Annotated in this window: 21 protein-coding genes; 4 read left to right on the top strand and 17 right to left on the bottom strand. The window is 37.6% G+C overall.

Going from position 1 to position 21,070, the window contains the following annotated elements:
- Positions 1–27 precede the first annotated feature (27 nt).
- The 13 genes from HU137_RS10435 to HU137_RS10375 form a co-directional block, all read right to left on the bottom strand.
- Positions 28–666, bottom strand: a complete 639-nt coding sequence (locus HU137_RS10435) for a hypothetical protein (RefSeq protein WP_182043792.1) — start codon at positions 664–666, stop codon at positions 28–30.
- Positions 667–870: 204 nt separating this feature from the next.
- Positions 871–2,112, bottom strand: coding sequence for a T9SS type A sorting domain-containing protein (locus tag HU137_RS10430; protein ID WP_182043791.1), 1,242 nt, complete (start codon positions 2,110–2,112; stop codon positions 871–873).
- Positions 2,113–2,258: 146 nt separating this feature from the next.
- Entirely contained in the window at positions 2,259–5,432 is a 3,174-nt protein-coding gene (locus HU137_RS10425) for an efflux RND transporter permease subunit (RefSeq protein ID WP_182043790.1), read from the bottom strand.
- 39 nt (positions 5,433–5,471) lie between these two features.
- Positions 5,472–6,551, bottom strand: a complete 1,080-nt coding sequence (locus tag HU137_RS10420; protein ID WP_182043789.1) for an efflux RND transporter periplasmic adaptor subunit — start codon at positions 6,549–6,551, stop codon at positions 5,472–5,474.
- A 66-nt stretch (positions 6,552–6,617) separates the two neighbouring features.
- Positions 6,618–7,976 carry a TolC family protein gene (locus HU137_RS10415; protein ID WP_182043788.1) on the bottom strand — a complete coding sequence of 453 codons (1,359 nt, stop codon included), beginning with the start codon at positions 7,974–7,976 and terminating at the stop codon, positions 6,618–6,620.
- 15 nt (positions 7,977–7,991) lie between these two features.
- The gene (locus HU137_RS10410) at positions 7,992–8,588 is read right to left on the bottom strand and encodes a TetR/AcrR family transcriptional regulator (RefSeq protein ID WP_182043787.1); all 597 of its coding nucleotides are present in this window, start codon (positions 8,586–8,588) and stop codon (positions 7,992–7,994) included.
- 132 nt (positions 8,589–8,720) lie between these two features.
- Positions 8,721–9,125 (bottom strand): DUF6157 family protein, encoded by a 405-nt coding sequence (locus HU137_RS10405; protein ID WP_182043786.1) that lies wholly within the window; start codon positions 9,123–9,125, stop codon positions 8,721–8,723.
- A complete protein-coding gene (locus HU137_RS10400) occupies positions 9,125–10,129 on the bottom strand; it encodes a helix-turn-helix transcriptional regulator (protein WP_317169920.1) in 1,005 nt (334 codons plus the stop codon). Before HU137_RS10400 ends, HU137_RS10405 begins: the two co-directional genes overlap by 1 nt.
- A 65-nt stretch (positions 10,130–10,194) precedes the next feature.
- Positions 10,195–10,608 carry a hypothetical protein gene (locus HU137_RS10395; RefSeq protein WP_182043785.1) on the bottom strand — a complete coding sequence of 138 codons (414 nt, stop codon included), beginning with the start codon at positions 10,606–10,608 and terminating at the stop codon, positions 10,195–10,197.
- 11 nt (positions 10,609–10,619) lie between these two features.
- Positions 10,620–11,312 (bottom strand): tRNA pseudouridine(55) synthase TruB, encoded by a 693-nt coding sequence (gene truB / locus HU137_RS10390; protein WP_182043784.1) that lies wholly within the window; start codon positions 11,310–11,312, stop codon positions 10,620–10,622.
- Complete coding sequence (locus HU137_RS10385) at positions 11,299–12,186, bottom strand: undecaprenyl-diphosphate phosphatase (RefSeq protein ID WP_182043783.1); 888 nt, start codon at positions 12,184–12,186, stop codon at positions 11,299–11,301. Before HU137_RS10385 ends, truB begins: the two co-directional genes overlap by 14 nt.
- On the bottom strand, positions 12,183–12,464 hold the full coding sequence (locus HU137_RS10380) for a DUF3098 domain-containing protein (protein WP_182043782.1): 282 nt from the start codon (positions 12,462–12,464) through the stop codon (positions 12,183–12,185). The genes HU137_RS10385 and HU137_RS10380 overlap by 4 nt, the downstream gene beginning before the upstream one ends.
- Positions 12,465–12,514: 50 nt before the next feature.
- Complete coding sequence (locus tag HU137_RS10375; RefSeq protein WP_182043781.1) at positions 12,515–13,405, bottom strand: cell division protein FtsX; 891 nt, start codon at positions 13,403–13,405, stop codon at positions 12,515–12,517.
- Positions 13,406–13,594: 189 nt separating this feature from the next.
- Between HU137_RS10375 and HU137_RS10370 the strand changes: the two genes are divergently transcribed.
- The 4 genes from HU137_RS10370 to mgtE all read left to right on the top strand — a co-directional run bounded on the left by HU137_RS10370 (position 13,595) and on the right by mgtE (position 16,314).
- Positions 13,595–13,846 carry a type II toxin-antitoxin system ParD family antitoxin gene (locus HU137_RS10370; protein ID WP_182043780.1) on the top strand — a complete coding sequence of 84 codons (252 nt, stop codon included), beginning with the start codon at positions 13,595–13,597 and terminating at the stop codon, positions 13,844–13,846.
- Complete coding sequence (locus HU137_RS10365) at positions 13,839–14,138, top strand: type II toxin-antitoxin system RelE/ParE family toxin (protein WP_182043779.1); 300 nt, start codon at positions 13,839–13,841, stop codon at positions 14,136–14,138. The genes HU137_RS10370 and HU137_RS10365 overlap by 8 nt, the downstream gene beginning before the upstream one ends.
- 65 nt (positions 14,139–14,203) lie before the next feature.
- Positions 14,204–14,962 (top strand): 16S rRNA (adenine(1518)-N(6)/adenine(1519)-N(6))-dimethyltransferase RsmA, encoded by a 759-nt coding sequence (gene rsmA, locus HU137_RS10360; protein ID WP_182043778.1) that lies wholly within the window; start codon positions 14,204–14,206, stop codon positions 14,960–14,962.
- The gene (gene mgtE, locus HU137_RS10355; RefSeq protein WP_182043777.1) at positions 14,959–16,314 is read left to right on the top strand and encodes a magnesium transporter; all 1,356 of its coding nucleotides are present in this window, start codon (positions 14,959–14,961) and stop codon (positions 16,312–16,314) included. The genes rsmA and mgtE overlap by 4 nt, the downstream gene beginning before the upstream one ends.
- 90 nt (positions 16,315–16,404) lie before the next feature.
- Here the strand turns inward: mgtE and HU137_RS10350 are convergent, their stop codons facing one another.
- The 4 genes from HU137_RS10350 to can form a co-directional block, all read right to left on the bottom strand.
- The gene (locus HU137_RS10350; RefSeq protein WP_182043776.1) at positions 16,405–17,571 is read right to left on the bottom strand and encodes a sensor histidine kinase; all 1,167 of its coding nucleotides are present in this window, start codon (positions 17,569–17,571) and stop codon (positions 16,405–16,407) included.
- 99 nt (positions 17,572–17,670) lie between these two features.
- Complete coding sequence (locus tag HU137_RS10345; RefSeq protein ID WP_182043775.1) at positions 17,671–19,788, bottom strand: T9SS type B sorting domain-containing protein; 2,118 nt, start codon at positions 19,786–19,788, stop codon at positions 17,671–17,673.
- 81 nt (positions 19,789–19,869) lie between these two features.
- Positions 19,870–20,331, bottom strand: a complete 462-nt coding sequence (locus HU137_RS10340; RefSeq protein ID WP_182043774.1) for a DUF4268 domain-containing protein — start codon at positions 20,329–20,331, stop codon at positions 19,870–19,872.
- Positions 20,332–20,415: 84 nt separating this feature from the next.
- Entirely contained in the window at positions 20,416–21,054 is a 639-nt protein-coding gene (can, locus tag HU137_RS10335) for a carbonate dehydratase (RefSeq protein WP_182043773.1), read from the bottom strand.
- Between the last annotated feature and the right edge of the window lie 16 nt (positions 21,055–21,070).

Genomic DNA, 21,070 nt, shown 5'->3' with positions numbered 1-21,070 from the left:
CCAATTTATTAAATCCTCAAATTGAATTTATTTTTTACAAGTCGTGTTTAAGATTTCATCGACCTGTTCTTCACCCCAGTGTGGATTAAAGGTTTCGTCTGATTCCGCTACCAAAAGGTTTTTAGCTTTTTCGATGGCTGGACAATATTCTTTAGGATCTGTTCCCCAAAATTCGGCTCCACCCATATTGTATTGCGCCATCAGATACAGCGCTCTGGCGTTTTTGGGGTTGATTTTTAAGGCATCATCATAATCTTTGATGATTGCTCCGGAAAGCGACATGGCATAGGTGTCAGGAGCTTTGGCAACTTTCACGGTTCGGTAAAGACCGCGCAAAGTCAACAATTCCGATTTGTCCACATCTTTCATTTCCTCCATTCCGGCATACAATCCCTCCAGTTGGTCTACTTGTTTGATGGCAGCATCTTTTTCCATGCTGAAGGCGTTGATGGAACGCACAAACATGGCATAATATGCGGGTAACCAATTTTCCTTTTCCACTTTTGCAATTCGATCGAAATGTTGCGCCACTTTTTCCATATCATCTGGAGTTTTGGCTTCGCCCCATGAGGCAAAAGCTTTGGTCATTTCGGTTTCGTATTTCGATTGGGCTTGTGCAAACAATCCGACGATTGTAAGGCTGATGATGAATACAATTCGATACATAATTTTATAGTTTTTAAGATTCTAGCGTCAAAATTCGCTCAAGAATTAAATGTATCAAAAATCTTTGGGATGAATTGTAAAATTTAAGGGATGAATGGGAAGGTCAGATGAAAAATCAAATTGATTTACCCATAATTTTTAGAATATTTATAAAAAAAATCCCCTCTAAACAAAGAAGGGATTTGTAATAAATATTTCCAATTGTTAATTCTTTATGAATTTGGTTTGCATGGTTTTTCCATTTTCAGAAATTTTCAAAATGTAAATTCCTTTTGGCAAAAACTGAACATTTATTTTACGTGAAGGATTTTTAATGTTTTGCACCAAATTACCTGATAATCCAAAAATTTGAACCTTATCCAAATTGGCATTAACGCCATCAATGTTCAAGAAATCATCAACCGGATTTGGGAAAACGGTTAATTTCTTTGCAGAATTCTCATCCAATCCCATGGTTCCATCATTGATAATTACCACTTTATTATCTGTCGTATTGAATGCATAACAACCACTTCCACAAGTAATGATGCTTTTTGATTCCCCAAAAGCTTCTGAAATGGCAATATCATCTTGTACCAAATAAGTTGTCGGGTTAAATCGTTTGAAACGGATACTTCCAGATGAATTATAACTTGCAAAAGCAACCAAATCTTTGTGCGCATCATAGGTTACAGATCCAAATGTATTGGCAAATTGACCTGCAACAAATGGAGCTGATGAAACATTTACCACACTTCCGTTGGTATAGTACAAACGATCGTTATGGTAGGCAAAATCCAAATAAAAATCATATCCTCCCGGAAATCCACCAGTTTCAGAAACTTCTGTAATTCCACCAGCATTTACGGCATAACGAAACAAATCAAATCCAGTTGACTCATTGTTATAACCAAATAGCGTCGTGTTATTTTTAAATTCAATTTGATTTCCACCGGTATGCCCCGGTGTTACGGTTGGGCGCATGATATCGTTGTCATAAATCGCGATTCCGGCATGTGTAGGCGAAACATCAACATATTTTCTAGAAATCGCAATGGTGGACGGCGAACCCGGCATCACTTCAATATCATTCACGTAATATGGTCCCAAAAAATCGTCACCACCCAAAGAAAATTCCAATCCGGCAGTTTGGGTTGCTACTTCAAATCGTCTTACGGTTGAGGTTTGTTCAAATCCGGAATAAATATATTGTCCATTATCAGAAATCGCTAAAACAGAAGGTTCACTCCCTATAAAAGTTGTAGATTCTAATTCTCTGGTATATGGATTGATCACCCCGATGCTGTTTCCGTTGCTACCATTTGAACTCGGAATGCTGACATAAATTCGGTTTGTATGGGAATCATAAACCAAATCATTTGTCGTCACATCCACTGTATAAACTTCAAATTGAGCAAAGACGGGCAAAGATAGAATTCCCAATAAAGAGAATAAAAAGTTTTTCATTTTGTTATTGTTTAGAATTTTGAAGCGCAAATGTATAAAATTTGACCATTTAAGTTTTAAAATAAAAATTAAAAAATCGGGCAATTCTTTAAAAGAATTACCCGATTCAATCAACTTAAAACTATGAAAACTATTTTATCCTAACTTTAATGTTTGGGTGTAAATCCATCATCACTTAATTCTCTTTCTTCATATTCGGCTACCATTTCGGCTGCATAATCCGTTTTTTCTTTTTTACTGAATCTGCGTTTCAATCCATCAAAAATCGAATAAACTACCGGAACGATAATTAACGTTAAGAATAAAGAAGAAATCAATCCACCGATGATCACCCATGCCAAACCATTGTTCATCTCAGCTGCAGCTCCTTTTGCAATCGCAATCGGAATCATACCAAATACCATCGCAATGGTCGTCATCAAAATCGGACGAAGTCGTGCGTGATTGGCTTGAACTAGTGCGTTAAAGGTTGATTCTCCCGCTGCTTTTCTGACATTGGCAAAATCGACAATCAAAATCGCATTTTTCACCACAAGCCCGATCAACATGATCATACCGAGGATAGTAAAAATATTGATGGAATTATTGGTCAATGCCAAAATGACCATCACCCCGATCAGCGATAAAGGAACGGAAAACAAGACCACAAAAGGATCTGCATAACTGTTGTACAATCCTACCATCACCAAATAAACCAATAATATTGCCGCCAACAATGCGATTCCTAAAGTTGAGAATCCATCTCCTTGCATTTCCATATCTCCTCCCCATTGGTAACTTACACCCACTGGTCTCGGAATTTCCGAGTATTTGGCTTCCCATTCAGAAGCTACTTCACCCAAAGTTCTACCTACGATCTGCGCATTGACATTTACAGATGGAGATTTATCTCTTCTTTCGAGTAAACTCGGTCCCGAACCTTCCGATACCGTAGCAAATTGGGACAATTTGATTTTTTGACCTGCGTTGTTGATGAAGATTAGATTTCGTACATCATCGATATTGGAACGATTAAACTGGTCATATCGGATGTTGATGTCATATTCATATTCGCCGGCACGAAATTTCGCATCGGTATTTCCACTAAAAGCGGTTTGCATGGTGGTTCCAACTGTTGCCAAATCCAATCCTAACACGGACATTTTATCACGATCAACATTGACATTGATTTCTGGATTTCCATCTTCTACGGACAATTCAATCTCAGAAGCTCCGGGGATTTTTCTCAATTCCGCTTCTGCTTTCCGAGCAAAAACCATCGCACTGTCCAAAGTTGTACCCGAAACTACCAATTGAAGTGGCGCTTGGTCTGCACCCATCAATCCAACGGTCATTGTGGTAACTTTTGCACCGACCAATTCTTTTTCCAATTCACGTTTGGTTTTGGCTGCATAAACGAAAGTACTTTCCGACATCAATTCTTTGTCTTGTAAAATGATGCTGATTTCACCTTGATAGGAAGTGGCTTGACTCGCCCCAAATCCCGAAGAAGTCTGTCCGACCATCGTGATCAAATCCACGATTTCAGGTTTAGCTCTTAAATATTTTTCAGCTTTTTGGATGGCGAAATTGGTTTTTTCCAATGAAGCATCTTTTGGTAATTCGATTTGAATGATGAATTCACCTTTGTCCATTTTTGGGAAGAAATCGGTTCCGATGAATCCAAATCCGACCAATGTAAAGGAACTGAAAAACAACACAATTGCAATCAACATCGTCGTGATTTTGGTCCATCTTGATTTCAAAGACCATTTTAAAATACCTGAAATCCAATGTGTAAATTTATCCAAAATGGATTCGAACCAAAGGATGAATTTCTGGAATAAATTTTTTCCTGTCATGTGTTCCAACTTTCCGATTCTGGAAGACAGCCAAGGTACAATCGTAAAAGATGCCAAATAAGAAAATCCGGTCGCAATCATTACGGTAACGGCAAATTGTTTGATGATATTCGACACCAAATCATTGCTCATAGAAATCGGCAAGAAAACGACGATAATCACCAAGGTAATGGCAAATACGGTAAATCCGATTTCAGAAGCACCATCAAATGCTGCCCGGACTTTGTTTTTCCCCATTTCCATGTGACGGTGGATGTTCTCCAATACCACAATCGCATCATCGACCAAAATACCGACAACCAATGAAAGTGCTACCAAACTCATCAAGTTCAACGTAAAGCCCATGAAATAAATCCCGATGAAAGTTGCGATCAATGATGCCGGAATCGTAATCATTACGATAAAAGCGTTTCTGATGCTATGCAAGAACAACAACATCACGACGGCAACGAGGAAAATCGCTAAGAAAATATCAAAAATCACGTTGTTGGCTGCTGTCAAAGTAAATTCAGATGTATCATTTGCAATGGTCATTTTCACTTCATTGACTTTATAATCGGTTTCAATTTCTGAAACTACTTTTCTGACTTCTTCCGAAACAGCCACAGCATTGGCATCTGATTGTTTCATAACTTGAATCAAAATCGCATCTCCCTGATTGAATCTAGCCAATTTATCTGCGTCTTTCTGAGCATCTTGAACTTCTGCAATATCACCCAAACGTATTTGAACGCCATCTTTGGTGTTGACGACCAAATTTCGCATTTCATCTACACTCTTATATTTTCCGGCCAAACGAATCAAAGTGGAATTTTCTCTGGTTTTCACATTTCCGGTCGGGAAATCCAAATTAGAGGATTGAATCATTTGGCTTACCTGAGCGACAGAAAGTCCATAACCTTCCAATTTCTGTTGGTTCAAATTGACTTGGATCTCACGTTCTTGACCACCTACCAAATTCACTTGTGCAACGCCCGGCACACGCGAAATAATGGGCTGGATCTTTTTATCAAGTAAATCATAAAATTCCTTACTGTTCATGTTGGCTGTTGCTGCGATGGTAATAATCGGTAAATCATCCATCGAGAATTTCACCAATGATGGTGGATCTGCGTCTTCAGGTAAGTCTGCTAAAATCGAATTGACCTTTCGCTGTGCGTCATTGAGCGCATAATTGACGTCGGCACCTGTGTTCAATTCGATCATCACGACCGAAAGACTCTCATAAGATTTGGCTTCAATTTTTTTAACATTTTCAAGTGAAGAAACCGCATCTTCGATTTCTTTGGTCACGGTATTTTCAATTTCCGATGGTGAAGCACCCGGATAAACCGTTGAAATCGTGATGATGTTCACTTCGAATTTTGGGATGAGCTCATATCCTAACTGCGTATAGGAAAATAAACCACCCAATGTTAGTATGGTAAATAGCACCACGACGAGTGTGGGTCTTTTGATCGATATTTCTGCTAATTTCATTTTGTATACGTTTTTCGAATTTCGAAATTCGAGTTTCGTTTATTTTATAATCGCCACTTTTGCGCCGTCCGTTAAATTGATATGACCACTTGTAACCACTGTTTGGTCTTTTTCAATACCTCCAAGAACTTCGATGAATTCTCCAAAGTTTCGACCGATGGAAATTTTTGTCAATTTTGCCGTTCCATCTGCTTTCACCACAAACACTTCGCTGCTGTTTAGTCCTCCTACAAAAGCTTCTCTCGGCACTACCAAAATCGGCTCAGCTTTCACTTCATCTTCTTTTGAAGAAAATACGGCTGTTCCATACATCCCTGCTTTCAACTCATTTCCTGCACTGTTGGAAACTTGAATTTCAACCGGGAAATTGAGCGAAGCTGAAGCCTTTGGCGCAATAAAAGTGATTTTACCTGCAAATTCTTTATCAGGATAAACGCTAGCTTTTACTTTGATGTTCTCACCAACTTTGTATCGGACGATTTGATTTTCATCAACTTCCACTCGCAATTTCAAACTCCCTACGTTGACGATTTCAAACATTTGTGCACCGGGATTTACATAGGAACCCGGTTCTATAAACCGTTGATTTACAATACCATTTATGGTTGCGCGGATGTTCATATCGCCTACTCTAAGCTTTGCTTGTTCTAGTTGAGCTTTTGCATTTTTCAATTGCAATCGGGAAGCATCCACTTGTTGCTGGGTAACACCACCTGATTTCAGTGCATTTTCATAACGTTGGTTATCGGTAACCGCATTTTGATAAGAAGCTTGTGCCGCCGTCAAATCGATGGATTGAGAATCTCCACGTATCACTGCAAGTGTTTGTCCTACACGCACATAACTTCCTTCATCCACCATCACTCGCATTACTTTTCCACTTACTTCCGATGGGAAAATCATTTCTTGAAAAGGCTCGAAAGTTCCGTTGGCAACATAATCGGAATTGATGTTTTTAAAATCAACTTTGGCTACATTTACGGCTACACTATCGTTGACCTGACCTACGATTTTAGTTTCTTCTTCTGATTTCTTTTTATTGTTGACCAATGTCATTCCTGCCCAAACCAATAAGCCGATAACCACCACGGCAATGAGTATATTTTTTAGAATTTTCATCAGATATTAATTTTTATAGTTTTTAGTTTTTATGAATTGCGAAAGTTTATTTCTACAATTCAGGTATTATTTTAATGTATTTAATTCTCCTTTTGATTTTAACAATTGCACTTCTGCCAATTTGTATTCGAGTACTACATTGGAATAATTATTTTTCGACTCAACGAGTGCGTTTTGCGCTTCCAATAAATCGGTAAGCGTTGCCAATCCCAATCGGTAATTGTTCTGTGTGTTATCCACAACTTTTTGTGCAAGATTCACATTTTCTAGTTGGTTTTCGATGGCGATTAAATTGTTTTCCATTTGGGATTTTGCATTTTGGTATTCCAAATCAAGCGACAATTCCGTGTATTTGATGTCTTCTTGTAAAGTTCTCAATTCCACATCGGCTTGACTTACACGCGCTTTGTTTGCAAATCCACTAAAAATCGGAATGCGTAAATTCAAACTGATGGATGAAAAATCGGACCAATACACACCATTGTCCAATCCGGAACCGATTGGAAATTGTTCTCCTTGTCCCATATAATTGTATCCGGCAGTTAAGGATAAAGTCGGATAATAAGCGGCTTTTCGGGCTTCTTTTTGTAAAACCAAAAGTTCTTCTTGTTTTTTCAGGACTTTCATTTCGGTTCGGTTTTCCACATCGACCTCATCGCTTAACAATACCGCATCCACTTCAAACTCTCTATCTACCAATTCGATAGGTTCATTAATCGGCATTCCCATATAAAATTTCAAAGCGTTCTCCTGCAACGTTACCGCATTTACCAATTGTTGACGCGTCGTACTCAAATTCATCATTTGGACATTTACGCGATCGTAATCAATTTCTCTGGCCAATCCGTTATCGTACAAACTTTTGATGATATCTCTGGATTTCGAAACATTTACGATACTGCTGTCGATGGTTTCCAATTGTTCTTTTTGCACAAATACGTTGTAATAGGCGGTTGCCACTCTTTCGATGACTTGTTCTTCGGTCAATTGCGCATTGATTTGGTAAAATTCGCGTGTAGTTCGAGCCGCTTTTAATCCGGTAAAAACCGTTTGGTCAAAGATATTTTGGGTAAGCGAAACGCCTGCAACTGCATTCCACTTCTGCCCCATTGCCAAAAGTAAAAATGGTTCTCCAGACTCTTCACCACCGGGAAAGCTTGAAGAAGGAATTGCGGTTTCTTGTAAAATCGGGTTATAAGTTAGACCGCCGTTTGCGCTGATGTTAGGCAAGGCTCCTGCTCGGGCTTCTTGAATTAAATATTCTGAATTCTCAATTTTCAATTTAGCCTTTTTCGCATCTGCTTGATTTTCCAATGCATAGTTGACCGCATCTCGTAATGCCAACTCCTTTGTTTCCAAATTTTGAGCGGAAATTGGGATGGCCAAAAAACCAAAAAGGATCAAAGCGATTTTATGTATTTTCATATTTTTGATTTCTAATTAATTAATAAATACGGTTTCCAATATTATTTTTTTTCTGTCTTTCAATAGTTTGTTGAATGCTTTGTCATCCAATTGCATGGATTCTTGTATCAAAGGCCTCATGCATAATGGAAAGTTCACGAGCGAAATCACATTGAAAATAAATTGGATGGGATCCATCTTTCTGATGTTTCCTTTTTTGATTTCCATTTCGATTTGTTTAAAAAATTCCGGCAATACTTTTTCAACTTGTTCGCGTTTGTTAAATGCACAACCCTGATTGATTTGGGTTACCAAATAAATTTCCAAATAGGGATATTCCAGCGCCATTTCCATGGAATAATCGATAAACGCCCCAATCTTTTCCTTAAAAGGCAAATCGGAAAATAAAATGGATTCCGACTTTTTGGCTTCTTCCATTTGGGCTTCTTCAAAAACCTGATCAAATAAATTATTTCTCGAACGGAAATAATAATTGATCAACGTTCGATTTACACCGGCAGCATCTGCAATCTCTTGCGTCGTAGCGTTGAACTTGCCCTCTCCAAAAAACAATTTTTTTGCAGTGGATTTGATCAACTCTTCGGTTGCTTCATTTTTATCTTGTGCTGACATAAGAGTTTAATATTTATGTTAGACTATAATGTTTAACATTCTTGTCAATGCAAATATAAAGCCATGACTTTTATTTTTCCAAATGATTTTTCTCATTTTTTGACTCTTATAAAAACCGTTTTTAAAATAGCGCTATTTTCGTTTATTCCGCATCGCTTTGACCAGCGTCAAATCAGGATTGTTTTTCAATTTTTGATAATCTGGTGAATCAAAATTGTACAAAGCCATTCTCCCTTTTTCATCAAAATGAATTCCCCATCCATAACGTTTAGTAAGTGGCGAAGCCCGGAAACAAGCTTGCCCACGCGAAAAAAAGATTTCTTTTTCGGTTTGATTTTGACTCAAATTATTTCGCAAAGCATATATAGAAAACAAAACCTCGTCCGATGTATATTGGTAAGGATGATGTGCAATCATCTCAAATTGCAAAAGCGCTACCGATTTGCTTTCGCCTCGCATTTTGGGAATTTCGGACTCCAAAACCGGACAATCTTCTGCCGGCTCGAGAAATGCATTGAAATAGTTGGTGGTGTGCATCAGCTTAAATTTTTTTCGATTTTCTTTATCAATTGTACTGCATCCGACTTCAATTCTTCCGGCTCCAGAATTTCCACATAATCCCCAAACATCAACAACCATCGCGCAAAACCATTTTCTTTGAAATTGCACTCAAACAGCATTTCTACTTTGTCTTTTTTCTTGGTTTCCGATTTAAAACCATAAAATTTCCGATCGTTTTGAATGTATCGCGCGATTTTCCGATCTACCAAAAGACGAATTTTTGTCGTCGAATTCTTTTCTTTGGGTTGTAAAAAATACTCCAATTCTCTGTGTTGCAATTCAAAGGAATTTTGAGTTGAAGTCAAATCCACCACTCGATCCGTACGGAAATTCCGATAATCCTTCCGCAGATGACAATACGCCAAAATGTACCAATATTGGCCTTCATGATACAATCCGACAGGCTCGATGACCCGAACGCTTATTTCGTCTGCCTCTACAGATTGATAATGAAGGACGATTTGGTTTTTTTCGGCAATGCTTTGAAATAATAATTCCAAAACTTTCGGCGACTGTGTGGTAAAAGCTTCATCCCGACTGGAAAGTCGGATGTTGGATTCTAAAGATTCAATCCAATCTTTTTCCGAACCACGCAAAACGGATTTGATTTTAAACATCGCGGATTCAAAATGCTTTCCGAAATTTCCATCGGTAAATTTCTGCATCAATTTTTCTGCTGCCACAAAACTTCCGGCTTCTTCTTTGGTAAACATCACGGGCGGTAATTTGTAACCATCCACGAGCGAATACCCAACTCCCGCTTCGCTATAGATCGGCACTCCGGAAGATTCCAGCGAACGGATGTCCCGATAAATCGTCCGCAAACTCACTTCAAATCGGTCAGCCAATTCCTGTGCTTTGACGATTTTTTTGGATTGCAATTGAATCAAAATGGCGACAATTCGGTCAAAACGTTTGGGTGATTCGTCCGGATACATTTTTTCTACAAGGTTTTCCCAAAGATAATTCTTCCATTTCAAATCTTTGAATTTGAAACAAAATTATAAGTGAGAAATGACAAGGGTTTGTCAGGAGTGATTTTGATTTATTTGGGACTAATCAAAGAATATATTTTATTTAGTTCCTCTTCACTAAGTGTGTTTGGTAAATAAAAACTATAATTTCCATTATCAAAAATCAATATATGATGTTTAATTCTTTCAAGTTGTAATTTCGCTTGTTTAGTTTTGATGGCAGTCTCGACAATCATTTTTACTTCCTGATAAACATTCAAATCCGTATTCTTATAGATTCTTTTCTCTCCCTTAAAAAATATTTTTAGTCCATAATCATTTCCTTCAGGATAAACGATTTCATAAACTCTAATTTTACCTTTTTCGTTTTTAATTTCAACATAATTTAAATTACCTACTTCAATAAAGTGGTTAGAATTATTTCGTTTGTTTGCTCCACATGAAATTAAAATGAAAAGAAATAATAATAAATAAAAATTTCTCATATCAAAAAATTTTATTCTTCAAAAAACTTCTTCTCCAATGCACCATTCTCTGCATTTTCCACCGAAAATTCTCCGATTTTGGTTCGGCGTAATTCGGTTAAATATCCACCGGAATCCAGTGCTTTTCCGAAATCATTTGCAAGTGAACGAATGTAGGTTCCTTTTCCGCAATGCACTTCAAATTCGACAAAAGGCATTTCGATTTTCGTGATTTTGAAATCGTAAATTTTGATTTGTCTGGGTTTTAACTCCACTTCTTTTCCGGCTCGCGCCAATTCGTACAAACGTTTCCCATCCACTTTTACAGCAGAATGAGCCGGTGGAAATTGGTCAATTTCACCGATGAATTTTTCAGTTGTTTGGTGAATCAATTCTTCTGTGATATGTGCAGTTGGATAAACTTGATCTTCTTCTGATTCCGTATCGTAAGTGGGAGTCGTCACACCCAATTTGATGGTTCCGGTGTAGACTTTGGATTCGGCTTGGATTTCGTCGATGCGTTTGGTAAATTTTCCGGTGCAGATAATCAAAAGACCTGTTGCTTTTGGATCAAGAGTTCCGGCGTGTCCGACCTTGATTTTCTTTAAATTATAAGCTTTTCTGATGTTCCAACGGATTTTGTTCACCACATCAAAGGAAGTCCAATCTAGTGGTTTGTCGATCAAAAAAACTTTTCCTTCTAAAATCTCCTCAACGCTGATCATCTGAAGAAATTTGAACTGAAACTACTTGACCAATGGGTTCTTCTTCGGTTTGTTTGTTAGGCTGATTCCAAAAATAAATAAGCAATACTATTCCGATGATGATTCTATACCAACCCCAAACTTTAAATCCAAATTTAGTTAGAATCGAAATAAAAAATTTCACCGCAATCATGGCGGTGATAAAGGCCACCACATTGCCAATTAAAAACAGCATGATATGTTGATTGTCCTGCAAAATCATTTCGTAGCCTTTCATTTCGTTGACGGTTCCTTTTCCCCAGGTTTTTACAAAAACCGAATAAACGGTAACCGCCAACATGGTTGGAACTGCGAGGAAAAAGGAGAATTCGGCAGCTGCTTTTCGGGAAAGACCTTGTGTCATCCCACCGATGATCGAGGCTGCGGAACGGCTTGTTCCGGGCATCATCGCTAGACATTGCCAAAAACCAATGATCACTGCTTTTTTAATCGTGATTTCTTTTTCGTCTTCGATTTTTGGATTTTTAAACCAGCGGTCTACAAAAATCAGGACGATTCCGCCCAAAACCAAAACACTGGAAATGGCGATTTGGTTTCCGAGTACGGCTTCTATTTTATCGTCAAAAATATAACCTAAAACCAAAGCTGGAACTACAGCTATCGCCAATTTGATATAAAAATCAAAATTGGAAAAATCAAAAAATTTCTTCCAATAAAGCACCACGATAGAGAGAATCGCCCCAAATTGAATCGAAACTTGAAACATCTTCAAAAATTCGCTTTCAGGCATTCCCATCAGCGCAGCGGTAAATCCCATGTGCGCAGTGGAGGAAATCGGTAAATATTCGGTAAGTCCTTCAATTATAGCGATGATAATCGCTTCCAATGTACTCATTCAGCCACTTTTTTCGAAGGATTGAGCATGATGGCGTAGATTTCAATGGCAAATCCTAAAAGGACGATAAACGGAGCCAAACGGATTCTTCTCCATGAAAAGATTCCATCGTTCCAATAAGTTGGATCAAAAGTCCCGTCCGGTCGGGTATTGGCATCTGGTCCCATCATCAATAAAAATCCGATGAGAATGACCACTACACCTATGACCATGAACATATAATTCTTTTTCCCGAAGAGGAAGGTGAATTTCGAATCTAAATTATTTACTTTACTCATAACTATTTGAATATTTTCATTTGCTCCTCTTTTGGAGGGGTTGGGGAGGCTTAATACAATTGATCGGTTCTCAAACGTAAATATCTCCACGTGGCGATGGCGGTACTGAGCAATGCGATGAATACTCCCGTTACGATCAAAATTAGAATTAACCAATAATAATCTTCATTCCACCATGGTAAACTCACGATGTTGGCAAAATAATACCAAAGTCCGCCCAATGCAATTATCGCCAAAACCGCACCGAGCAAGCCCAAAACTGCACTTTGCAATAAAAAGGGTTGGATAATGAATCTTCTTCTCGCTCCTACCAACTGCATGGTTTTGATGCTGAATCGTTTGGCATAAATACGCAGTCGAATGGAGTTGTTGATCAAAATCATGACAATCACCAAGAAAATGGCCGCCAAAATCATCAACCAAAATCGGATTTTATCGATGTTATTATACACTGTTGTCATCAATTCATCGTCATTTACGACTTCGCTTATGATCGGATCGGCTTGGATTAATTTTTTGATGCTGTCCACTTTGGCCGGTTCCACAAATTCAGGTTGAAGTGTGATTTGAACAGAAGCTGGAAAAATATTGGCTTCAAAAATCGCATTGTCATCTATTCCCAATTCGTTTTTGGCAATTTGAGATGCTTTTTCTTTTGAAATGTATTCGGTTTTTTTAATAAATGAATGTTTAACGTTCAGTGAATCAATGTAATCCTGTTGACGCGCCAATTCTTTATCTTGTTCGCGCGGGTCGTATTCGTCGTTAAAAAAAGCTTCCAGCTTCAATTGTTCTTTGATATAATCGGCATAACTCTGCGCGTTGATGACGATCAAGCCAAAAAGACCTAGAAGAAAAAGAACCAAAGCAATACTGATTACGACTGTGATGTTGGAAGAACGAAGCCTTCCCTGATTAAATTTATCGCTCTGTTTAGACATTCAAAATTAATTTTGGGCTAAGGTATAAAAAATCTTTTTTGATGAATCCTTTTTAAAATCCATTCATGTTAAACATTTGCTAAAAAGGGGATGAACTCTGAGTTTTTGGGTTTCTCGATTTATAATTTAAACCTTATTTTTATTTCATTTTTTTACCAATTTTTGGTAATTTTATCAAAAATTAAAATTATGGGTAGAAATACTTCCGTTTCATTGGGCGATTATTTTGAGGAATTTGTGGATGAAAAAATAGCGCAAGGTCGATTTAAAAATGCAAGTGAAGTGATTCGAGCCGGACTTCGACTATTGGAGGAAGAGGAAAATAAAATCCGAGCTTTGAAAAATGCAATTCAAGAAGGCTTAGAAAGCGGAGTTGCTGAAAATTTTGACCCCAAAAAACACTTGGAAGAATTAAAAGCCAAAAAACGAAAAAATGGCTAAATATGTTTTGACCAACAAAGCCGTTGAAGATTTATCCAATATTTGGAATTATACTTATGAAATTTGGTCTGAAAATCAAGCAGATTTGTACTATGAATTAATTATCAGTACCTGTCAAGAATTGGCTCAATCACCTGAAAAAGGTAAATCTTATCAAGAAATAGCGGAGGAAATCACGGGTTTCAGAGTAGGAAAACATATTATTTTTTTTCGTCAAATCAGTTCCCACGAAATTGAAATCCTTAGAATTTTACATGGTAGTATGGATTTAAAAAATAGAATCAGAGGATGAAAAATCGATAGTTTTACAATGAATTTGGACTATATTTTAAAAATAAATATCTCTACCTTCGCAGCATGAGCGTAAAAGCCAAAAAACATTTAGGTCAGCATTTTTTAAAGGATGAAAACATCGCCAAACAGATTGTGGATGCGATGCGTTGGGAAGGATATGAACAAGCATTGGAAATCGGTCCGGGAATGGGTGTTTTGACGCAATTTTTAATTAAGGAAAAGAAAAAGATTTCAGTTGTAGAGATCGATAGTGAATCTGTAGAATATCTGAATCAGCATTATCCTGAATTGCCCATTTATGCAGAGGATTTTTTGAGAATGAATTTGGCAGAGAAATTTAAAAATGAACCGATTGCTGTAATTGGCAATTTCCCTTACAATATTTCATCTCAAATCGTTTTCAAAGTAATTGAAAACCGAAATCAAGTTCCCGAAATGGTCGGAATGTTTCAAAAGGAAGTCGCAGAGCGGATTTGTGCAAAGGAAGGTTCGAAGATTTACGGTATCCTTTCGGTTTTGACACAAGCTTATTTTAAAGCCGAATATTTATTTACGGTCGATGAAAATGTTTTTAATCCGCCACCTAAAGTAAAATCGGGCGTCATTCGTTTGACCCGAATCCGTGAAAAGTTGGAAGTAGATGAAAAATTGTTTTTTCAAGTCGTAAAAGCAGCATTTAACCAACGTAGAAAAACACTTCGAAATGCGCTAAAAAGTTTAAACTTAAGTCAACACGAAATTGAGGAGAATTTTCTTAACTTGCGAGCCGAACAGTTATCTGTTCAGCAATTTGTCGAATTAACCGGTAAAATAAGTGGATGAGCATCGAAATCACAAAAGATTTTCTTTCGGCATTGGCCGACTGCATCCGTGAGCAAAATTCCAAACAAGCCCACGAGATGTTGGCTGATCTGCACCCTGCTGATATTGCAGAATTTTTCCCTGATTTAGATTTAGAAGAACAATCTTTTTTGATGTCCTTGATGGACAACGAGGTTTCGGCTGCGGTTTTATTGGAACTGGAAGAAGATGATCGAAAGAAATTACTGAAACTTCTTTCTCCCAAAGAAATTGCGGAAGAACTCATCAACGAAATGGATACCGATGATGCAGCCGATATCATCAGTGAACTTTCTGAATCCCAAAAGGACGAAGTCATTGCACAGTTAGAAGACAAAGAACATGCGCAGGACATCGTTGACTTATTGCGTTATGATGAAGATTCTGCCGGTGGACTCATGCGGAAAGAATTTGTGAAAGTGAACAAAAACTGGAACGTTCTGACCGCAGTACGCGAAATGCGCAAACAAGCAGAAGATTTGGAAGAAGTATATTCGATTTATGTGGTAGATGATGATAACGTTTTGCTCGGAACGCTGAGTTTAAAAAAATTACTTACTACCTCTTCCAATACCAAACTGGAAGAAGTTTACAATAAAAATGTGCATTTCGTAAAAGCCGACGATGAGAACGAAAATGTAGCAAAAGTCATCCAAAAATACGATTTGATGGAAATTCCTGTCGTGGATGAATTGAACCGACTTTTGGGCATCATTACTGTCGATGATGTGATCGATGTGATGAAGGAAGAAGCCGATGAAGATTACCAGTTGGCGGCGGGGATCACCAGAAACGTCGATGCAGATGACAGCATTTGGACTTTGACAAAAGCACGTCTTCCCTGGTTATTAATCGGGATGTTTGGTGGTCTTTGCGCAGCGAGTATCATCGGCGGATTTAGTACGGCGCTACAAAATTTCCCCATTTTATTGTTATTTGTTCCCTTGATTCAATCTACAGCAGGAAATGTAGGAATCCAGTCTTCTGCCATCATCGTGCAAGGATTGGCAAACGGTACGATCAAAGATGGCGTTTGGAAGTTGCTTTGGAAGGAATTTTTATTGGGATTGCTCAACGGTTTAGGTATCGCGATCATCGTATTGTTTTTCAGTCATTTTTGGTTTGGAACACCTTATTTGGTGTCGGCAACGATTTGTTTGGCTTTGGTAACGGTCATCATCATCGCAGCAACCATTGGTACATTTATTCCATTATTTTTAGAAAAAAGAGGATTGGATCCGGCGGTTTCGACCGGTCCATTTATCACCACGAGTAACGATATTTTTGGTGTATTTATTTACTTTATGATCGCCAAAATGATTTTGGGATTCTGATTTATGTGGTTGAGTTATTGAATAATTGAATACAAATCAATAGACATTTTTTCTTCCGACAGACTTCCAAAATCCAGCATCATAAACCTATCATTTCCTCAAAATAATCCGAATTTCAGTTCCTGAATCTTTGTCCGATTTCGCTACAAAAATTTTTCCTTTGTGGTAATTTTCAATGATTCGTTTTGCCAAAGAAAGCCCTAATCCCCAACCGCGTTGTTTCGTTGTAAAACCCGGTTCAAAAATCTGTTTGTGCAATTTTTTTTGAATTCCGGGACCTGTATCCAAAACCGAAACGATAACGGTATTTTCTTTTTCGGTCACATAAACATTGATCGCGCCTTGGTTTTGCATGGCATCGACAGCATTTTTCACCAGATTTTCGATCACCCAACTGTAAAGCGCTACGTTTAGAGGAATGCGGATTTCTTCTTTTTCCGAATTGAACCGTAAATCGACTTTTTTGGAGATTCTGCCTTTTAAATAATTGACCGTTGTCTCGGTGACTTCTATCAAATTATTGGGTTGTAATTCCGGTAGTGAACCGATTTTTGAAAATCGTTCCGTGATTTGGTTAAGTCGATGGATGTCTTTTTCAATTTCCAAAACAGGTTCTTGGTCCATTTCTTCCATTTTTAAAATTTCCACCCAACCCAATAATGAGGAAAGTGGAGTCCCGATTTGGTGTGCTGTTTCTTTGGCCATTCCAGCCCATAGAAAACTTTGCTCGGTGTTTTTCAACGTTTTAAAATACCAATAACTGAAATACACAAACAAGATGATAATCAGGATTAAAATAATGGGATAATATTGCAAACGTTTGAGCAATTTGGAATTTTCATAATAAACGTATTGTTTTCCCAAAACGCCCAAATCGACTTCAATCGGTTCCTGAATTTCTTTCATCTTTAATACCAATCGATTCAATTGGACGGAATCATTTAGAATTTCTTCCTCAATGTTGGATGAACCGTATACTTCATCGGTTTCGCCGTCTATTAGAATTACCGGCATCGTTTCGTTTCCACTTGTAATCCGCACTAGATAATCGTTTACCTCTGAACTCAAAGCCGTTTCGTCAGAGGCCAATAATTGTACGGCTTTTGCGTAGTTTTCGATCTTGATTTTTTCTTCTTTCCGCAATTGATTGACAAATTGGGTTGAAAACCAAACTGTAGCACCAAATATGAGAAAGGCGAATAAAAAGCCTATCCATTTGCTTAGACCACGATTTTTTAGAAGATTAAATCGACTCATACATCTATTCAGGAACGTAAAAGTATTGTTTTACAAACAATTCTACAACGTCCAGTTTTCAATACTTCGTATTTCGCTCCATTTCAATTCCGTAATTCCTTAATTCCGAACACTTATATGCCCTACAAATTTTTGTTCGAGTATAATACCATCAGACGGAACTTGCAAAATATACCAATAATCTCCCGATGGAACCGGGTTTCCTAAATATTTACCGTTCCAGAGATAATTTCCTTCGAAATTAGTATCGACAAATATTTTCCCGTATCGGTCAAAAAGTTTAATCGTCGCTTGTGGCGTAACAGCAATTCCTCGAATTTCCCAAGTATCATTTTTTCCATCGCCATTTGGTGAAACAAAATTGCTTATGGCCAAAATGCTTACATCATAACTATCCTTCATACAACCATCTTCGCGGACATGGACCGTATAAATTTCACCTGGAATTAAATTGCTAAATTGAGGTGAACTCTGCCATAAAACCGCGTCGAGTGAATATTCTAAATTTCCGCTTCCATCACCTGATGAAGCCGAAACGATAAAATAATCCGGTCCTATTTCAATTCCCGTAATCACTGGAGTTGGTGGCGTCGAAACCGTAATCGTCGTTTCGTTTGTACATCCATTTTCACCTGTAACGATGACCGTATAAGTTCCGATTTCTGTAATGATGATCGTATCTCCTGTTCCAACTTCATTCTCCCCTATATACCAAATAAAGGTAGCATTTGGATCATCACTGGAGGCTATGGCTTCAAATTCATCTCCAGGACATAATTCGTAAGATGTTTGATTGACTTCAATGCTTGGAGTGGGCAATAATTCAAATTGAATTTCGGCGATAACCGGACATCTTCCATCCTGCTCCAGTCGTACAAATACGGATGAATTTCCTTGCGGTTCAAATTCGGTTGTATTGGCAATTGGATTTAGTCCATTTTCTGCATCTGATAATGTTAAGTGGAAGGTAAATGTGACAGCTTCTGTGGAAATTTGACTTTCATAATCATGCAGATTGATTACATCATCTTCACAATAATAAATTGGTCCAATTACGGTATCTAAAGTTGGGATATCCGTTCCTGGTTCAAATAATACACTTACAGGAACTGAACGACACTCGTCAATTGTTGTTGCCACTACCCAAATGGTCTCTGGCAATGCATTCATCTGGTAATCATTACATTGGGTTTGCGGGATAGGGTTTTGATCATTTAAGGCATCATTTTGACTCAAATAATAAGCAAAAGTCAAATCATTTGGATCAGCATTTAAATTGGCATTTAAATCGGTCAAATTAAATTGATAAATTCCGTCAAAATTTTCATCGCAAATTCCTATTTGAGAAATTGGATTTAAAACCGGGACTTCTATGGTTTGCAATAAGATTTGAATTGCTCTATAAAAATCACCAGTTGAATTTTCAACTCTTGCATAAATTATTTGAGGTGAATTTTCAATGCTCACATTAACCGGAAAAGAAACTTCAGAACTGGAATTGCCTTCAAAAGCATCATCAAAATTATTGTAAAACTCAAAAAAATAACCGGGATAATCATCTACTAAATCCGGTAAAAAATCAGTTGAAAAAAAATCTTCATGGGCATCTCCATTTACATCACATTTATTGTACAAATTACCGATGATAGCACAGTCTAACACAGCATCTCCACCTGTTCCATCAAAAACCACACTAAAATCGCCATATTCCGGTACGTTAGGATCCCAATGCACGGGTCGATATATCATAATATAAATATCATCGCCCGGTTGTACATCTAAATGTTTTACCATTCCTGGAGTATTATAAGCATCATTCCCTAAACCTTCACATTCATCTTCCTCATTTAGCATAAGACCTGTCTGTGTGATTCCAAAATTTGGTTCATGGATAAAAGTTGCACGAGTCGCAGGCCCTAGATTTTCACAATCAGGATTTAACCAAACAGCAAAATCATAGTCCTCATTTGGTTGTATTTCAATCTGAAAAGTAAAAGTACTACCTGTCAAAACCCTGACATGGTACCAAACCACGTTTTCTTGATCATAAAATTCTCCATTACAAGTTTCAATTTGTCCATTAAACCCTGAATTAGGAGCTTGAACATCAATGGTTTCAGAGGAACAAACCGGATTGATTTCGATATCGCAAATGTTCTGTCCAAAATTTAAAATTGAAAGAAAAATGAAACAAAGGTTGAGTATAGGTTTATGCATTCATCATTTTATTTAAAGGTGTGCAAAATAATGGCTTTTGGGTAATTTTCACAAACTTAATTCTTTAACAAATTAATAATTTTATTTAAAAATCTCAAATGAATCTTTCACATCTTCCCAAAAAGAATCCCAACTTAACAGATTGTTTTTCAGAAAACTAATGATCGCAGGCCAATCTTCTTCTTTAAAAATACTGACGTTTTCCAGTCGCAATTCGATCTTGGAAATATGCTTTCCGGACAATTCAAAATAAGATCTGTACCAAGTCCAATCTGCTCCCAATTCCGATTCAAATAATGCTTGAAATTCTTCAAATTGATCCATCATCAATTCCTGAATTTCACGGTCCGGATGATTGATTTCGATGGCGATTCTCGCCGATTTGTTGTCTACATCGGTTTTCAATTGAAGTCCCTTGATTCCGGTTTTATAGTTGATCCAATTCACTTCCAACCCGCTTGCTGAAGATTGTAATTTCATGTACTGGCCAAAGGAGATCCAGAATTTTTTGCGGATTTGAAAAGCTTCTTCTTTTGAATACATTTTGCAAATAAAGGCAATTGAACAGAAATAAAAAAAGCCGCCTCGATACTTGAGACGGCTTCCATGATTAAAATTGAGGAAATTTTAAAAATTCAACTGGTAGACTTCGTCCATTTCCGCATTTGAACTCACGTTAAAATTCAAATCTTTCACCACACCAGAACCTACGCCATATACCCAACCATGCAGATGCAATTCCTGTCCGTTTTCCCAGGCTTTTTGTACAATGGAAGTTTTGGCTAAATCCGAAACCTGTTCCTGAACATTGATTTCTACAAATGTGTCAAATCTTTGGTTTTCATCTTCTATGGCATCCAATTCTTTTTTGTGCAAACGATAAATCGTTTTTATATGGCGAATCCAATTGTCCACCAAACCAAATGATTGGTTGCTCATCGCAGCTTTCACTCCTCCACAACCATAATGTCCACAAACGATCACGTGTTTCACTTTTAATGCATTTACCGCATAATCCAACACACTCAACATGTTCATGTCCGAGTGTACGACCATATTGGCAATGTTGCGGTGCACAAAAACTTCTCCCGGCTGCGCACCGATGATTTCATTTGCCGGAACACGGCTGTCTGCACAACCGATCCACAAAAGTGGTGGTTCTTGGCCATTGGCCAATCTTTTGAAAAAATCAGGATCTAAATCCAATTTGTTTTCCACCCATTTTTTATTGTTCTCCAGTAACTGGCTATAAAATTCTTTGCTCATTCTATTATTTTTTAAA

Source organism: Moheibacter lacus (genome assembly GCF_014042165.1).
Lineage (GTDB): Bacteria > Bacteroidota > Bacteroidia > Flavobacteriales > Weeksellaceae > Moheibacter > Moheibacter lacus.
Note: the sequence above shows the minus strand (reverse complement) of the source record. Positions and strands in the feature narration are given on the sequence as shown.

Bases quoted from the DNA above. Each gene is read 5' to 3' on its own strand.
- HU137_RS10435 (WP_182043792.1), bottom strand. From the start codon at position 666: ATGTATCGAATTGTATTCATCATCAGCCTTACAATCGTCGGATTGTTT.
- HU137_RS10430 (WP_182043791.1), bottom strand. From the start codon at position 2,112: ATGAAAAACTTTTTATTCTCTTTATTGGGAATTCTATCTTTGCCCGTC.
- HU137_RS10425 (WP_182043790.1), bottom strand. From the start codon at position 5,432: ATGAAATTAGCAGAAATATCGATCAAAAGACCCACACTCGTCGTGGTG.
- HU137_RS10420 (WP_182043789.1), bottom strand. From the start codon at position 6,551: ATGAAAATTCTAAAAAATATACTCATTGCCGTGGTGGTTATCGGCTTA.
- HU137_RS10415 (WP_182043788.1), bottom strand. From the start codon at position 7,976: ATGAAAATACATAAAATCGCTTTGATCCTTTTTGGTTTTTTGGCCATC.
- HU137_RS10410 (WP_182043787.1), bottom strand. From the start codon at position 8,588: ATGTCAGCACAAGATAAAAATGAAGCAACCGAAGAGTTGATCAAATCC.
- HU137_RS10405 (WP_182043786.1), bottom strand. From the start codon at position 9,125: ATGCACACCACCAACTATTTCAATGCATTTCTCGAGCCGGCAGAAGAT.
- HU137_RS10395 (WP_182043785.1), bottom strand. From the start codon at position 10,608: ATGAGAAATTTTTATTTATTATTATTTCTTTTCATTTTAATTTCATGT.
- truB (WP_182043784.1), bottom strand. From the start codon at position 11,312: ATGATCAGCGTTGAGGAGATTTTAGAAGGAAAAGTTTTTTTGATCGAC.
- HU137_RS10385 (WP_182043783.1), bottom strand. From the start codon at position 12,186: ATGAGTACATTGGAAGCGATTATCATCGCTATAATTGAAGGACTTACC.
- HU137_RS10380 (WP_182043782.1), bottom strand. From the start codon at position 12,464: ATGAGTAAAGTAAATAATTTAGATTCGAAATTCACCTTCCTCTTCGGG.
- HU137_RS10375 (WP_182043781.1), bottom strand. From the start codon at position 13,405: ATGTCTAAACAGAGCGATAAATTTAATCAGGGAAGGCTTCGTTCTTCC.
- HU137_RS10370 (WP_182043780.1), top strand. From the start codon at position 13,595: ATGGGTAGAAATACTTCCGTTTCATTGGGCGATTATTTTGAGGAATTT.
- HU137_RS10365 (WP_182043779.1), top strand. From the start codon at position 13,839: ATGGCTAAATATGTTTTGACCAACAAAGCCGTTGAAGATTTATCCAAT.
- rsmA (WP_182043778.1), top strand. From the start codon at position 14,204: ATGAGCGTAAAAGCCAAAAAACATTTAGGTCAGCATTTTTTAAAGGAT.
- mgtE (WP_182043777.1), top strand. From the start codon at position 14,959: ATGAGCATCGAAATCACAAAAGATTTTCTTTCGGCATTGGCCGACTGC.
- HU137_RS10350 (WP_182043776.1), bottom strand. From the start codon at position 17,571: ATGAGTCGATTTAATCTTCTAAAAAATCGTGGTCTAAGCAAATGGATA.
- HU137_RS10345 (WP_182043775.1), bottom strand. From the start codon at position 19,788: ATGCATAAACCTATACTCAACCTTTGTTTCATTTTTCTTTCAATTTTA.
- HU137_RS10340 (WP_182043774.1), bottom strand. From the start codon at position 20,331: ATGTATTCAAAAGAAGAAGCTTTTCAAATCCGCAAAAAATTCTGGATC.
- can (WP_182043773.1), bottom strand. From the start codon at position 21,054: ATGAGCAAAGAATTTTATAGCCAGTTACTGGAGAACAATAAAAAATGG.